Below are 13,524 nucleotides of genomic sequence, written 5' to 3'. Positions count from 1 at the left end.
GAATTGAAACGCACACAAAAATGTGGGAGCGGGCTTGCTCGCGAATGCGGTGGGTCAGCCAGCACATGTATCGACTGATCCACCGCATTCGCGAGCAAGCCCGCTCCCACAGGGGATCCCGTTCTCATTTTGGGTCTTTGTTGTCTGATGATCAGCGAAAGAACTCCCCCGGTGTGGCATCGAACTGCTGGCGGAACGCGTTGATAAAAGCTGAGGTGGATTCATAGCCACACGCTAATGCCACATCCGTCACCCGTTCACCTTGTTCCAGGGCGGGCAGGGCGCTCAACAATCGCAGGCGCTGGCGCCACGCGCGGAAGGTCAGGCCGGTGTCGCTCAGGAACAGCCGGCTGAGGGTTTTTTCGCTCACCGCCAGTTTCTGGCTCCATTGCCCCAGGGTGGTTTGCTGCTCGGGGTGCAGGTTCAGGCTGCGGTAAATCTGCCGTAACCGGCTGTCGGCCGGCAGCGGCAACATCAGGTCGACCTGGGGGGCGGCGGCCAACTGGTCCAGCACAACCTGGGCCAGCCGCCCATCCGGGCCGTCCTCGGCATATTCAACCGGCAATTCACTGAAGCTGCGAATCAACTCCCGCAACAGGCTGCTCACCGCCAGCACCTGGCAGCGCTCGGCCGCCCAGCCGGTCACACTGCAATCGAGGTACAAGCTGCGCATCTCGGTATGGGGCGAACTGAACACCCGGTGCGGCATGCCGGCCGGGATCCACACGGCCCGCTGGGGTGGCGCGACGAAGCGTCCTGCACTGGTCTGGATCTCCAGCACCCCGGAAATCGCGTAGGACAACTGCACCCACGGGTGGCTGTGGCGGCGGGTCAGTGCGCGGTTGGGCAGGGATTCGGTGCGGCCATACACCGGCCGCGGCAGCCTGGAAAGCCCGGGCACGCTGCGGCGCACGGTTTTGTCATGTCCTTTAGGCGGCATTTACTGGCTCATTGGCGTTAGTCGGTAACAAGCCGTTACGTTAGAGTCGCGATGATGCTCTTGGCAACCCCCGGAAGATTGGCTTATGACCCGCCCACGCTTTTTACCTGACAACTTCACCCTGACCCTGGTGGCCACGGTGATCCTCGCGTCGCTGCTGCCCGCCAGCGGCCAGACCGCCGTGGCCTTTGGCTGGGTGACCAACCTGGCCATCGCGCTGCTGTTTTTCCTGCATGGCGCCAAGCTGTCGCGCCAGGCCATCGTCACCGGTGCCGGGCACTGGCGTCTGCACCTGCTGGTGTTCAGCCTGACCTTCGTGCTGTTTCCGCTGCTGGGCCTGGCGCTCAAGCCGGTGTTGTCGCCGCTGATCGGCAAAGACCTGTACATGGGCATGCTCTATCTGTGTGCATTGCCCGCCACCGTGCAGTCGGCGATTGCCTTTACTTCCCTGGCCCGGGGCAATATCCCGGCGGCGATTTGCAGCGCGGCGGCGTCGAGCCTGTTCGGGATCTTCCTGACGCCGTTACTGGTGACCTTGCTGCTTAATGTGCATGGCGACGGCGGCTCCACGATCGATGCGATCCTGAAAATCAGCGTGCAGTTGTTACTACCGTTCATCGCCGGGCAAATCGCCCGGCGCTGGATCGGCGAGTGGGTAGGGCGTAACAAGTCCTGGCTGAAGTTCGTCGACCAGGGTTCGATCCTGCTGGTGGTCTACGGCGCGTTCAGCGAAGCGGTCAACGAAGGTATCTGGCACCAGATTCCACTGTGGGAACTGGGTGGCCTGGTGGTGGCCTGCTGTGTGTTGCTGGCCCTGATACTGGTGGCGTCCACGGTGTTGGGCAAGGCTTTCGGGTTTAGCCAGGAAGACCGGATCACCATCCTGTTCTGCGGCTCGAAGAAAAGCCTGGCCACCGGCGTGCCGATGGCCCAGGTGCTGTTTGCCGGGGCGAGCATGGGCGTGCTGATCCTGCCATTGATGCTGTTTCACCAGATCCAGCTGATGGTCTGCGCGGCATTGGCCCAGCGCTATGCCAAGCGTCCGGAATCGATTCCCGAGCTGATGGGGCAAGTCGATCCCTGAACCGTCGTGTTACTATTTTTTGCGCGCGGCTCAAGGGCCGGCATCGGGCCGGCAAGATCCGCGCGCACATGAGTACGACGACCTGTAAATGAGCATTTCCGCCGCAACACCTCAAGCCAACTGGCAACCGGTCTTCGCCCTCGCGTTGGCCGCCTTTGTGTTCAACACCACCGAATTTGTGCCGGTCGGCCTGCTGAGTGCCATCGGCGCTAGCTTCGACATGCCCATCGCCAGCGTCGGCCTGATGCTGACCATCTATGCCTGGATCGTGTCCCTGACCTCGTTGCCGGTGATGCTGCTGACCCGCAACGTCGAGCGGCGCAAGCTGTTGATCGTGCTGTTCGGCATGTTTATCGCCAGCCATATCCTGTCCAGCGTGGCCACCAGCTTTGGCATCCTGATGCTCAGCCGGGTGGGCATTGCGCTGTCCCATGCGTTGTTCTGGTCGATCACGGCCTCGCTCGCGGTGCGTCTGGCGCCGGAGGGCAAGCAGGTGCAGGCCCTCGGCTTGCTGGCTACCGGTACTTCGCTGGCGATGGTGCTGGGTATTCCGCTGGGCCGCCTGCTGGGCGAAGCCATGGGTTGGCGCACCACCTTCCTGGTGATCGGCGCGTTTGCCGCCGGGCTGGTGTTCTGGCTGGCGCGCACCTTACCGCTGCTGCCGAGCCAGAACTCCGGTTCGTTGCGCAGCCTGCCACTGCTGTTCAAGCGCCCGGCGCTGGTGGCGTTGTATGTGCTGACGGCGATGGTGGTGACGGCGCAGTTCACGGCCTACAGCTATGTTGAACCGTTCGTTGAAGGCGTTGCGGGCATGAGTGGCAACACCGTGACCCTGATCCTGCTGGTGTTCGGCGGCGCGGGCATCATCGGTTCGCTGCTGTTCAGCCTGGTGCACCGCTTTAACCCGCATCGGTTCCTGATCACCGCCGTGACCATCCTCGCGCTGTGCCTGGCGTTGCTGCTGCCGTTGAGTGGCGAGGTGTCGTACCTGGTGACCCTGAGTGTGTTCTGGGGCATGGCGATCATGGGCTTTGGCCTGGCGCTGCAATCGAAGGTACTGGTGCTGGCGCCGGATGCGACGGATGTGGCCATGGCGATGTTTTCCGGGATCTACAACATCGGCATCGGCGGCGGGGCGTTGATGGGCAGTTGGGTGGGCAGTCACTTTGGCTTCGCCTGGATCGGCGCGGCGGGCGGGTTGCTGGCGGCGGTGGCGCTGATCGGGTATTGCCTGGCGATTCATCGGTTTGGGCAAGGCGTGGCGCGCGCCCCTCTGTAGGAGCGAGCTTGCTCGCGAAAAATGTGAAGGCCCCGCTGGTTATCAGATTACCCAGGTGTATTTAACGCCTGGGCAGTGTCCAGATCCGTGATCAAAACATCCAGATAACCGCCCTTGAGCGCGCCGCGAATCGCCTGGACCTTGCTTGGCCCCCCCGCCAGGCCCAGCACCCGCTGGATCGAACGCAGTTTCGGCAAGGCCACGGACACCACGAATTCCTCGTCCTCTTCGAGCACCGGGCGCCCTTCGGCGTCGAAGTAGCGCAGGCAAATATCGCCCACCGCGCCGCGCTCGGCCAGCAGGCGCAGCATGTCTTCGGTGTAGTAGTTGCCGCTGTTGCGCAGCAGTTGCGAGGGCTCCAGGTCGCCAATCCCGACAATCGCCAACGTGATGCTGTCAAAGCGGTTCAGCACTTCCTTGACCTCTTCCATCTCGATGATGCGCTGCTTGCTCTCCACCGATTGCTCGATGCTTTGGGACGGCAGCAGGAATGCCGGGCAGTTGAGCAGGGTGGCCAGGCGTTGGGTCAGTAGGGTGGCTTCAAACGCACCCTTGTTGCCGACACCGCCGAGCAGTTGCACGACTTCCTGGGCGCCCTGTTTGCCGGGCTGGGCGTGCAGGTGCCCGACCATGGCGCGAATGGTGCTGCTCCACGACGAGATGCCGATGTGGTCCTGGGGCGAGAGGCTGGTCTCCAGATAGTGCGCGGCGGCCGAGCCAATGGCTTGCTTGATGCTCTCATCAACGCCCGGCTCGGTGGCCTCGACCACGATCACCCGGCGCACGCCATAGCGGCGCTGCAACTGGGTTTCCAGCTCCAGGTGCAGGCCCTGCAGGCGCATGACGGTGATCTTCACCACGCCTTCCTGCAGCGCCCGGCGCAGGGCGCGGCTGATAAAGGATTGGGACAAATCCAGCTGTTCGGAAATCTCGGACTGCTTGAGACCTTCTTCGTAATAGAGGCTGGCGATCTTGGTGATCAGCCGTTGTTCTTCGATCTGGCTCATGACGGTCTCAGTCAATGACATCAATAGCCGGTGAGGATACCAAACCGGCGCCGCTCGTTACGACATGATCAGGCCGCCGTCGATATTGATCGCCTGCCCGGTGAGGTAAGCCGCGTCGTCCGAGGCCAGGAACGCCACCAGCCCCGCCACGTCCGAGGGCTTGCCGGCGCGGCGCAGGGGGATGTTCTTGACCCATTCGGCCATCAGCTCGCCCTTGCCGTAGCGTTTTTCGTCGGTGCTGAGGATTTCGCCCCACACCCGGTCGTTGTAGTCCCACATTTCGCTTTCGATGATGCCGGGGCAGAACGCGTTGACCGTGATGTTGTGCCGCGCCAGTTCCAGCGCCAGGCTTTGGGTAATGCCGATCACGCCCATTTTGCTGGCGGCGTAGTGCGGGGTATAGATGAAACCCTGGCGACCCTGCCCGGAAGAGGTGTTGATCAGGCGCCCGCTGCCTTGTTTGACCATATATTTGGCGGCTTCCCGGCAGCCGAGCCACACGCCGGTGGTGTTGACTTGCAGCACCTTGTCGAAGTCGGCGCGGGGCATTTTGTCGAAGTGGTCAATGGTGATGATGCCAGCGTTTTGCACCGATACGTCGATGCTGCCAAAGCGCGCGTGCGCCTCACTGTAGAGCTTCTCGATATCGCTTTCACTGGTCACGTCAATGGCCAGAGCCAGGGCGTTGACCGCGTATTCCTTGGCCAGATGCTCGGCGGTGAAGGTCACGCGCTCCAGGTCATTGGAGGCCATCACCAGGTTGGCGCCTTCCTGGGCGAAGCGTTCGGCAATGCCGGCACCGATGCCACGGCAGGCGCCAGTGATCACTACGGTTTTACCGCTGAATCGTTGAGACATTTGGAGGGCTCCAGTGAGTTACCAGCACACAAAACCGCCATCGACCAACAGGTCGACGCCGGTGCAGAAAGACGACGCCTGGCTGACCAGGAAAATCGCCGGGCCGACCATTTCTTCAACGCTTGCCATGCGCCCCATGGGCGTGGTTTGTTCGAAAATCTTCACCTGGTCGGCCACTTCCGGGCGCGAGTTCATCGGTGTGGCGGTGTAGCCAGGGCTGATGCAATTGACCCGCAGGCCTTTGTCGGCCCATTCCATCGCCAGGCTTTTGCTCAGGTGAATCACCCCGGCCTTGGAGGTGTTGTAATGAGCTTGCAGCAGGCCACGGTTGACGATGCTGCCGGACATCGAGGCGATGTTGACGATGGCCCCTTTGCCTCGGGGCAGCATCACGGCCGCCTGGGCCTGGCAGCTCAGGAAAATCCCGGTGAGGTTGATGTCGAGGGTGGCTTGCCAGCGTTGCAGTTCGAGGTCTTCGGCGGCCTGGGCATTGGCGATACCGGCGCAGTTGACGGCCACGCTGAGGTCGCCCAGGACTTTTTCAGTGCGGGCGATGGCGGCGTCGAGGGCATTGCGGTCGGTAACGGTACCGGCCAGGGCCAGGCCGCGACGGCCAAGGGCTTCGATGCGTTCTACGGTGCTGCGGATACCGGGGCTGCCGGGCAGGTCGAAGCAGGCCACATCGGCCCCGGCTTCGGCCAGGCCCACGGCGATGGCCTGGCCGATGCCGCTGCCGGCGCCGGTGACGAAGGCGACCTGATCTTTAAGACTGAAAAGTTGCATGGGTTGCTCCACGTCGAATTGTTTAAGCCGTAGCCATTTCCATGACTGAAACCGGGGTTGCCGCGCCGCGCTCCAGAATCCCCATCTGCCGCCCTCGGCTCATCACCATCACCCGGTGCGACAGGCCGAGCACTTCATCCAGGTCGGAGCTGACCACAATCACCGCCATGCCATTGGCCGCCAGGTCTGCGATCACTTCATAAATCGCCGCGCGGGCGCCGACGTCGATGCCTCGGGTCGGCTCATCCAGAATGAATACTTTCGGGTTACGGGCGAGCCATTTGGCAATGATCACTTTTTGTTGATTGCCGCCGGACAAGCTGGAGATGCGTTGCTGCGGCGCACCTTTCACACCCAGGCGTGTCGCGGCTGCCTGGGCAAACTCCCGCAGGCGGCCGGGCAGTACCCAGCCACGCTTGTCCAGCAGGTCGGTATTGCCATACATCATGTTGTCTTCGATGCGATGCTCGACCACCACGCCTTGTTGCTTGCGGTCTTCGGGCACCAGCACCACGCCGGCCTGGATCGCTTCGGAAGGGGAGCGCAGGCGGCGGATTTCACCGTCCAGCAGCATATGGCCCTTGATGTCCTGCGCCGCACCGGCGATGGTGCGCACCAGCTCGGTACGGCCTGCGCCCACCACGCCAGCGATGCCGAACACCTCACCGGCGCGCACGCTGAAGTCGATTCCGTGCAAGGCGAATTCACGGCAAGTGAGGTCTTTGATCTGCAACATCACCCGCGTTTGTGGCGGCTGCAAGGCGGGAAAAATCCGCTCCAGGCTGCGCCCGACCATTTGCTCCACCAACTCGCGCACCGGCACCTGGGCGCTGGCGTGCAGGGCGATCTGGCGACCGTCGCGCAGCACCAGGATCCGGTCGGCGATGCGTGCGATTTCTTCCAGGCGATGGCTGATGTAGATGAACGACACGCCTTCGGCCTTGAGCCGCTCGACCTGCTGGAACAGCAACTCGGTTTCCTCGCCACCCAATGCCGCGGTGGGTTCGTCGAGGATCAGCAGTTGTGCATTCAGGGTCAGCGCCTTGGCAATTTCGACCAGTTGCTGGGCCGCGACGCTCAAACCTTCAACCTTGTGCGACGCCGGGACCTTCAACCCCAGGCGCTCAAGTTGCTTCTGCGCCTGGGCCTCGATGTACTCGCGGTCGACCCGCCCGTGACGCATGGGCAGGCGTCCGACGAAGATGTTTTCGGCAATCGACAGTTGCGGCAGCAGGCGGATTTCCTGGTGGATCAGGCCAATACCTGCGCCCAATGCAGCACCCGGAGAGGCCGGCGCGTAAGGTTCGCCGAGCCAGGTCATGCTGCCTCCGGCCTCGGGTTGCACCAGGCCGGCAATGATCGACGACAGCGTCGACTTGCCCGCGCCGTTCTCCCCGAGCAACGCCAACACTTCGCCGGGGCGAATGTCGACGTTGATCTGCGACAGCACCTGCACCGGGCCATAAGCCTTGCCGATATTGCGCAGGCACAGCACCGCTTCCGGTTGTGCCTGGCGACTATCCAGAGCTGCTTGCATGAAGACCTCCGGGGCTTACGGGTGCTGTTGCAGGAAAGGCGCGACGTTGTCCTTGGTGGTCAGCACGGTAGGCAGCAGTTGCTCCTTGGGTACGTCTTTGCCGGCCTTCAAGTCAATTGCCGATGCCACGGCCAGGCGGCCCATCTTCTGGGTCTGCTGGGTCATGGTTGCATTCAGCACGCCGCTTTCCACCGCCTTGAGACCGGCGACGTCACCGTCGAAGCCCACCACGACCACCTTGTGATCCAGGTTACCGACCTTGACCGCTTGGGCTGCACCCAGCGCCATGGCATCGGCACGCCCGAAGAACACGGTAATGTTCGGGTCACGCTGGAGCAGGTCCTGGGCCACGGCGAAGCCTTTATCCTGGGCCCATTCAGCCGGTTGTTCGGCAACGATCTTCAGGCCGGGGAAGGCTTTAAGGCCTTCCTGAAAACCTTTGGCCCGGTCGTTTTCCGGGGTGGTGCCCAATTGGCCTTGCAGCACCGCGATGCGGCCCTTGCCGTCGGTGACCTTGCCTACGTATTCGGCCAGGGCCTTGGCACCAGCCACGCTGTCGCTGGCGATAAAGGTATCGCCGGGGGCGTCAGGGGCGTTGCGGTCTACGGCGATCACTGGAATGCCGGCAGCTTTGGCGGCTTTTACCGGCACACCGGCGGCAGTGGCGCCGGCCGGGATGTAGATCAGCACGTCGATCTGGCGGGTGATCAGGTCTTCAATCTGGCTGACCTGGGTCGAGGAGTTGCCCTGGGCATCCACGGTGATCACCTTGATCCCCTTGGCCTTGCCTTCGGCTTCCACCGATTGCTTGATCTGGTTAAAGAAGTCGGCCTGCAGGTTGGCCACGGCAAGGCCGATGGTCAGGTCCTTGGCCCAGGTGGTGCCGGCAGTGGCTAAAGTGGCGGCGGCGAGGGCGGTAGCCAGTAGCAGTTTCTTGGTGCTGAACATGTCGGTGACTCCTGGTTTTATTGTTGGAGGGTGTCAACTGTCGAACAGGTTTAACGGGCAGTGCTGGAGCGGCGTCGCAGGGTATCGATGGTCACGGCGAGGGCGATGACCACGCCGATCACCACTTGTTGAATAAAGGGCGAGACGCCCAGCAGGTTCAGGCCATTGCGCAACACGCCAATGATCAGCACACCCACCAGGGTGCCGCCGATACTGCCCACGCCGCCGCTCAGGCTGGCACCGCCGATCACCACCGCAGCGATGGCGTCCAGCTCCAGGCTCAGGCCGGCACTCGGTTGCGAGGAGTCGAGGCGGGCAGCCAGGGTCACGGCGGCGATGCCGGCGAGAGCACCGCTGATGGCGTACACCCACAGGGTAATCGCGCGCACCTTGATGCCTGACAGCCGTGCCACTTCCGGGCTGCCGCCAATCGCATAAAGGTTGCGACCGCCGGCGCGAAAGCGCAGGAACACCCACGCCACCACCAGCATCACCAAAAACAACCCGACAGTGGCCGACAGAAAGCCGAAGTGGCGTACGGTGGCCAGGCTGGTGAACCAGTCGGGGAAGCCGACAATCTGCCGGCCTTCCGTCAGGATGTTCGCCAGGCCGCGAGCTACCGACATCATGGTCAGCGTGGCAATAAACGGCGGCAGCTTGGCGTAGGTAATCAGCCCGCCCGACACCAGGCCTGCGAGCATGCCGGTGCCGATCGAGATCGGAATCGCCAGGCCCAGCGGCACGGCCTGGTCCTGATATAACCAGCCGAGCATCATCATGGAGAAGGCAAGCACCGAGCCTACTGACAGGTCGATCCCACCGATCACAATCACGGCGGTCATGCCGATGGCGAGAATGCCCAGCACGGTGACCTGATCCAGAATGTTCAGGCCGTTACGCAGGGAAAAGAAGAATTCGGAACTGAAGGAGAAAACCAGCACCAGCAGCACGAGGCCGATCAGCGGGCCGCCGATATTGCTGGGAAGCAGTTTCACCAGGCGTGGGCGGCGGGTCGGCTTGAGGTCGGCCGGGTGATGGACAGAGGCTTTGGCGTCCACGTTGTTCTCCTGACTTATTTTTTTTGGAGTTCGTCAGGTGGTGTGAATATTTATGCATGCCTGACTGTTAATTCAGATTCTAGTGACACGGTGTCAAAGTCAAGCGCTTTAATTTTCTTGAGTCCTCCCTAACCTGCGTTTTTGCCGCCCTGAAACCAGCGCGATAGACGAGTGCGCGAAGGTTTTTCGCCGTCTGTCCGAGGGGTATTTGCGACTTTTATTTCATTTTTCAGCCGTTCGCTCCCTTGACCTGCTGGCGGATCGGCGTCTAAATAGAAATATATTGTCATGGCTGAATAAATATTCATAAGGCAGCCTTGGACACTTTCACCTCGCGTGGTCAGCCTCAAAGGAGCCGCTGCATGAATGCTTTCCAGTACGACGCCCGCCAGATAAAAGAACAGGCCCGCCTGATCCGGCGCCACGTTATCCGCCTGAACGCCGACTCACCGGCGGGCGGCCACACCGGTGCTGACCTCTCGGAAACCGACATCCTCGCCACCCTGTACTTTCGCATCCTCAACACGGGCCCGGAACGTACCGAAGACCCCGAGCGCGATATCTACATCCAGAGCAAAGGCCATGGCGTGGGCGGGTTGTACTGCTGCCTGGCACAAGCCGGCTACATTCCAGAGGAATGGCTGGCCACCTACCAACACTTCAACTCCCACTTGCCGGGCCACCCGGTGCGGCAGAAAACCCCCGGTATCGAACTCAACACAGGTGCTTTGGGCCATGGCTTGCCCGTGGCGGTGGGGTTGGCGCTGGCAGCAAAAATGTCCGGCAGTAAAAAACGCATTTATGTGCTCACCGGCGACGGCGAGCTGGCGGAAGGCTCCAACTGGGAGGCGGCCATGGCTGCCGCCAAATACGGCCTGGATAACCTGTTTGTGATCGTCGACAAGAACAAGCTGCAACTGGCGGGGTTGACCGCGGAAATCATGCCGCTGGACCCGCTGGACGTGAAATGGGCGGCGTTCGGTTTCGGCGTCAGCGAGTGCGACGGCAATGACGTCGGCCAACTGATCGAAGCCCTGGAAACCATGCAGACCCACACAGGCGCCCCTCAAGTGCTGATTGCCCACACCATCAAAGGCAAAGGCGTGTCCTTTATCGAAGCCCGCCCCGAATGGCACCACCGCGTGCCCAAGGGTGATGAAATCAACGCAGCACTGGAGGAGTTAAGTCATGGCGAGTGAACATTTGGCGAGCGTCATGGTGGAAGCCTTCATTGCGGCGGTCGACGCCGGGCTCGACGTGGTGCCGGTGGTCAGCGATTCCACCTCCACGGCCAAGATCGGGCCGTTTGTGCAACGTTTTCCCGAGCGCTTGATCAACGTGGGCATTGCCGAGCAGTCACTGGTCAGTGTCGCGGCCGGGCTGGCGCTGGGCGGCAAGATCGCAGCGACGTGCAACGCCGCGCCGTTTTTGATCTCCCGGGCGAATGAGCAGATCAAGGTGGACGTTTGCTACAACCAGGCCAACGTCAAGATGTTCGGCCTGAATGCCGGCACCAGCTATGGCCCGCTGGCCAGCACTCACCACAGCCTGGATGACATTTCGGTGATGCGCGGTTTTGGCAACGTGCAGATTTTTGCTCCGGCCGACGCTATTGAATGCCGCCAGATTGTCGATTATGCCCTGCGTTACCACGGCCCGGTGTATATCCGCCTGGATGGCAAAGCCCTGCCGGACGTGCATGGCGATGATTATCGCTTTGTGCCGGGGCAGGTCGATGTACTGCGCCACGGGGCGCACGTCAGTATCGTCGCGTTGGGATCGGTGGTGCATGAAGCGGTGGACGCTGCCCGCGTTTTGGCGGAGCAGGGGATTGAGGCGCAAGTGATCAACCTGTCGTCGATCCGGCCGTTGCAGCGTGATGCATTGCTCAGTGCCCTCAGTGTGACGGGCGGTGTGATCACCGTCGAAGAGCACAACATCAATGGCGGCCTCGGCAGCCTGGTGGCCGAAGTGCTGGCCGAGGCCGGACTGGGCATCCCGCTGATCCGCCTGGGCATCGGCGATGGCGAATACGCCGCTGCCGGCGCCCGTGAACCGACCCGTGCCTTGCATAACATCGACGCGGCTGGGATTGTGGCGGCAGCCACTCGGTTGCGGTGAATCACATGACTGAAAATACTCCGCTGATCCTGGCGATAGACGAAGGCACCAGCAACGCCAAGGCGGTGCTGGTCAACGAACGTGGGCAGGTTATTGCCCGAGGCTCGCGGGCCTTGAGCATCAGCCATCCCCAGGCCGGATTCTCCGAGCAGGACCCGTTGCAGATATGGACGAATACCCTGGCGGCGATTGACGAGTGCCTGGCCCAGGTTGATCGGCCGATTACGGCCTTGGCCATCAGTAACCAGCGTGAATCGGTGGTGGCCTGGGACCGTCACACCGGTGAGCCGCTGTCGCCGTGCATCAGTTGGCAGTGCCGGCGCTCCACGGCGCTGTGTACGCAACTGCACGAGCAGGGGCATGAAGCAACCATCCTCGCCAAGACCGGCCTGGCCCTGGACCCGATGTTTTCGGCGGGTAAGTTTCGCTGGATTCTGGACAACCTTGAAAACGGCCATACGCGGGCGGCTGCCGGTGAAATCTGCCTGGGCACGGTCGATAGCTGGTTGCTGTGGAAGCTCAGCGGCGTATTCGCCACCGATTACTCCAACGCGTCACGTACGCAACTGTTCAACCTGCACACCTGCGCCTGGGACCCGGAGCTGCTGGCGCTGTTTGCCATTCCGGCGGCGGCGCTGGCACCAATCCAACCCAGTGCGGGGTTCTTTGCACAGACCAAAGGTTTCGGGCGTTTGCCTGCCGGGATTCCGGTGATGTCGATGATGGGTGATTCCCATGCCGCGTTGTACGGGCAGGGTGGGTTTGCGCCGGGGCTGGTCAAGGCCACCCTCGGAACGGGTTCTTCATTAATGACGCCCATGAGCGGGCCGATTGCGTCCACCCATGGTTTGTCGACGACATTGGCGTGGCATGACGGTTCGGCACCGACCTACGGTATGGAAGGCAACATCGTGCACACCGGTGCGGCGGTGCAATGGGCTTCGCGGTTGGTAGCGGGTGAGTCACTGGATGCGTTGACCGAACAGGCGGCGCAACTGCCCGACAATGGTGGCGTGTACTTTGTCCCGGCGCTTTCTGGGTTGGGTGCTCCGCACTGGAAGGCCGACGCACGTGGGTTGATCTGTGGCCTGACTGAAGCCACGTCGGGTGCACATATTTTGCGGGCCTCGCTGGAGTCCATCGGCTATCAGATTCGGGATGTGTTCGAGGCGATGCAGCAGGATATTGGCAGCCCGTTGAAAGAGCTGTGGGTGGATGGTGGCGCCACGCGCAATCGCTGGCTGATGCAGTTTTTGGCGGACCTGTTGCAGCGGCCGGTGGTGCGAAGCCTGTCGCCGGAGGTGTCGGCGCTGGGGGCTGCGCATTTGGCAGGCCGGGCGTTGGGCATCTGGGCCAGTGATGCGGCGTTGGTGGGGTTGGAGCGACAGCGGGAGCGGTTTGAGCCGGCTGTGGACGCCGCCATGGATGCGCGATATGGCGAATGGAGAAAAGCACTGCAGCGGACACTGTGCTGATCGCTCGCGAAGAAACTGAGAACGCCGCTGAGTGTCAGACAGACGATCAACAGGAGGATATTTCCATGGCAGTTCGTTTGTTTAAACCGGCGGTATTCGCAGTGCTCGCCGGGTTTTCCGTGTTGTGGCTAAGCCCTGCAAGCCTGGCGGCCAGTTTTGACTGTGACCGGGCGAAGGCGGCTGACGAGAAAACCATCTGTGCCACGCGCTCCCTGAATGATCAGGATGTGACAATGGCGCTGCTCTATGACCTCAACCGGCACTTCATGGCCATGGGAGGGCGCTGTTCGTTGATGGATGATCAGGCTGCCTGGCTCAAGCAACGGCATACGTGCGGTGCCCAAGTCAGTTGCCTGAGCAAAACCTATACGCAGCGTATTGCGATGTTGCGTAGCTTTATTGATGAGCGGGTGATGACGAAAGGACCGTTCTGA

General features: G+C 61.9%; 13 protein-coding genes. 6 read left to right on the top strand and 7 right to left on the bottom strand.

The window, feature by feature from the left end; genetic code table 11:
• Nucleotides 1-151 precede the first annotated feature (151 nt).
• Nucleotides 152-940: a helix-turn-helix domain-containing protein gene (locus tag AU074_RS20905; RefSeq protein ID WP_076016338.1), complete on the bottom strand. Its 789-nt coding sequence runs from the start codon at nt 938-940 to the stop codon at nt 152-154.
• Nucleotides 941-1,025: 85 nt separating this feature from the next.
• On the opposite strand from AU074_RS20905, the gene AU074_RS20900 reads away from it, so the two are divergent.
• Complete coding sequence (locus AU074_RS20900; protein ID WP_076016337.1) at nt 1,026-2,024, top strand: bile acid:sodium symporter family protein; 999 nt, start codon at nt 1,026-1,028, stop codon at nt 2,022-2,024.
• Between the two features lie 88 nt (nt 2,025-2,112).
• Nucleotides 2,113-3,303: a sugar transporter gene (locus tag AU074_RS20895; RefSeq protein WP_076016336.1), complete on the top strand. Its 1,191-nt coding sequence runs from the start codon at nt 2,113-2,115 to the stop codon at nt 3,301-3,303.
• A 47-nt stretch (nt 3,304-3,350) separates the two neighbouring features.
• Here the strand turns inward: AU074_RS20895 and AU074_RS20890 are convergent, their stop codons facing one another.
• The 6 genes from AU074_RS20890 to AU074_RS20865 are packed head-to-tail and all read right to left on the bottom strand — an operon-like array spanning nt 3,351 to nt 9,494.
• Nucleotides 3,351-4,310: a sugar-binding transcriptional regulator gene (locus tag AU074_RS20890; protein WP_076016335.1), complete on the bottom strand. Its 960-nt coding sequence runs from the start codon at nt 4,308-4,310 to the stop codon at nt 3,351-3,353.
• 57 nt (nt 4,311-4,367) lie between these two features.
• The gene (locus tag AU074_RS20885; RefSeq protein WP_076016334.1) at nt 4,368-5,168 is read right to left on the bottom strand and encodes a glucose 1-dehydrogenase; all 801 of its coding nucleotides are present in this window, start codon (nt 5,166-5,168) and stop codon (nt 4,368-4,370) included.
• An 18-nt stretch (nt 5,169-5,186) separates the two neighbouring features.
• The gene (locus tag AU074_RS20880; protein ID WP_076016333.1) at nt 5,187-5,951 is read right to left on the bottom strand and encodes an SDR family oxidoreductase; all 765 of its coding nucleotides are present in this window, start codon (nt 5,949-5,951) and stop codon (nt 5,187-5,189) included.
• 22 nt (nt 5,952-5,973) lie between these two features.
• Nucleotides 5,974-7,488, bottom strand: a complete 1,515-nt coding sequence (locus AU074_RS20875; RefSeq protein ID WP_076016332.1) for a sugar ABC transporter ATP-binding protein — start codon at nt 7,486-7,488, stop codon at nt 5,974-5,976.
• Nucleotides 7,489-7,503: 15 nt separating this feature from the next.
• The gene (locus AU074_RS20870) at nt 7,504-8,436 is read right to left on the bottom strand and encodes a sugar ABC transporter substrate-binding protein (RefSeq protein WP_076016331.1); all 933 of its coding nucleotides are present in this window, start codon (nt 8,434-8,436) and stop codon (nt 7,504-7,506) included.
• Between the two features lie 50 nt (nt 8,437-8,486).
• On the bottom strand, nt 8,487-9,494 hold the full coding sequence (locus tag AU074_RS20865; RefSeq protein WP_076016330.1) for an ABC transporter permease: 1,008 nt from the start codon (nt 9,492-9,494) through the stop codon (nt 8,487-8,489).
• Nucleotides 9,495-9,856: 362 nt separating this feature from the next.
• Between AU074_RS20865 and AU074_RS20860 the strand changes: the two genes are divergently transcribed.
• Genes AU074_RS20860 through AU074_RS20845 form a run of 4 tightly spaced genes read left to right on the top strand, consistent with a single transcriptional unit; the run spans nt 9,857 to nt 13,524 of the window.
• The gene (locus AU074_RS20860; protein WP_076016329.1) at nt 9,857-10,693 is read left to right on the top strand and encodes a transketolase; all 837 of its coding nucleotides are present in this window, start codon (nt 9,857-9,859) and stop codon (nt 10,691-10,693) included.
• The gene (locus AU074_RS20855; protein ID WP_076016328.1) at nt 10,683-11,615 is read left to right on the top strand and encodes a transketolase family protein; all 933 of its coding nucleotides are present in this window, start codon (nt 10,683-10,685) and stop codon (nt 11,613-11,615) included. The genes AU074_RS20860 and AU074_RS20855 overlap by 11 nt, the downstream gene beginning before the upstream one ends.
• Nucleotides 11,616-11,620: 5 nt before the next feature.
• Nucleotides 11,621-13,090, top strand: a complete 1,470-nt coding sequence (locus tag AU074_RS20850; RefSeq protein ID WP_076016327.1) for an FGGY family carbohydrate kinase — start codon at nt 11,621-11,623, stop codon at nt 13,088-13,090.
• Nucleotides 13,057-13,524 (top strand): lysozyme inhibitor LprI family protein, encoded by a 468-nt coding sequence (locus AU074_RS20845; protein ID WP_371916640.1) that lies wholly within the window; start codon nt 13,057-13,059, stop codon nt 13,522-13,524. Before AU074_RS20850 ends, AU074_RS20845 begins: the two co-directional genes overlap by 34 nt.

This window comes from Pseudomonas sp. ATCC PTA-122608, from assembly GCF_001952855.1.
In the GTDB taxonomy this organism is placed as follows: Bacteria; Pseudomonadota; Gammaproteobacteria; order Pseudomonadales; family Pseudomonadaceae; genus Aquipseudomonas.
The sequence above is the reverse complement of the archived record's forward strand: the minus strand, read 5'-3'. Positions and strand labels throughout refer to the sequence as shown.

What these genes read in the sequence shown, in the direction of transcription:
- AU074_RS20905 (WP_076016338.1), bottom strand. Translation starts at nt 940, where the DNA reads ATGCCGCCTAAAGGACATGACAAAACCGTGCGCCGCAGCGTGCCCGGG.
- AU074_RS20900 (WP_076016337.1), top strand. Translation starts at nt 1,026, where the DNA reads ATGACCCGCCCACGCTTTTTACCTGACAACTTCACCCTGACCCTGGTG.
- AU074_RS20895 (WP_076016336.1), top strand. Translation starts at nt 2,113, where the DNA reads ATGAGCATTTCCGCCGCAACACCTCAAGCCAACTGGCAACCGGTCTTC.
- AU074_RS20890 (WP_076016335.1), bottom strand. Translation starts at nt 4,310, where the DNA reads ATGAGCCAGATCGAAGAACAACGGCTGATCACCAAGATCGCCAGCCTC.
- AU074_RS20885 (WP_076016334.1), bottom strand. Translation starts at nt 5,168, where the DNA reads ATGTCTCAACGATTCAGCGGTAAAACCGTAGTGATCACTGGCGCCTGC.
- AU074_RS20880 (WP_076016333.1), bottom strand. Translation starts at nt 5,951, where the DNA reads ATGCAACTTTTCAGTCTTAAAGATCAGGTCGCCTTCGTCACCGGCGCC.
- AU074_RS20875 (WP_076016332.1), bottom strand. Translation starts at nt 7,488, where the DNA reads ATGCAAGCAGCTCTGGATAGTCGCCAGGCACAACCGGAAGCGGTGCTG.
- AU074_RS20870 (WP_076016331.1), bottom strand. Translation starts at nt 8,436, where the DNA reads ATGTTCAGCACCAAGAAACTGCTACTGGCTACCGCCCTCGCCGCCGCC.
- AU074_RS20860 (WP_076016329.1), top strand. Translation starts at nt 9,857, where the DNA reads ATGAATGCTTTCCAGTACGACGCCCGCCAGATAAAAGAACAGGCCCGC.
- AU074_RS20855 (WP_076016328.1), top strand. Translation starts at nt 10,683, where the DNA reads ATGGCGAGTGAACATTTGGCGAGCGTCATGGTGGAAGCCTTCATTGCG.
- AU074_RS20850 (WP_076016327.1), top strand. Translation starts at nt 11,621, where the DNA reads ATGACTGAAAATACTCCGCTGATCCTGGCGATAGACGAAGGCACCAGC.
- AU074_RS20845 (WP_371916640.1), top strand. Translation starts at nt 13,057, where the DNA reads ATGGAGAAAAGCACTGCAGCGGACACTGTGCTGATCGCTCGCGAAGAA.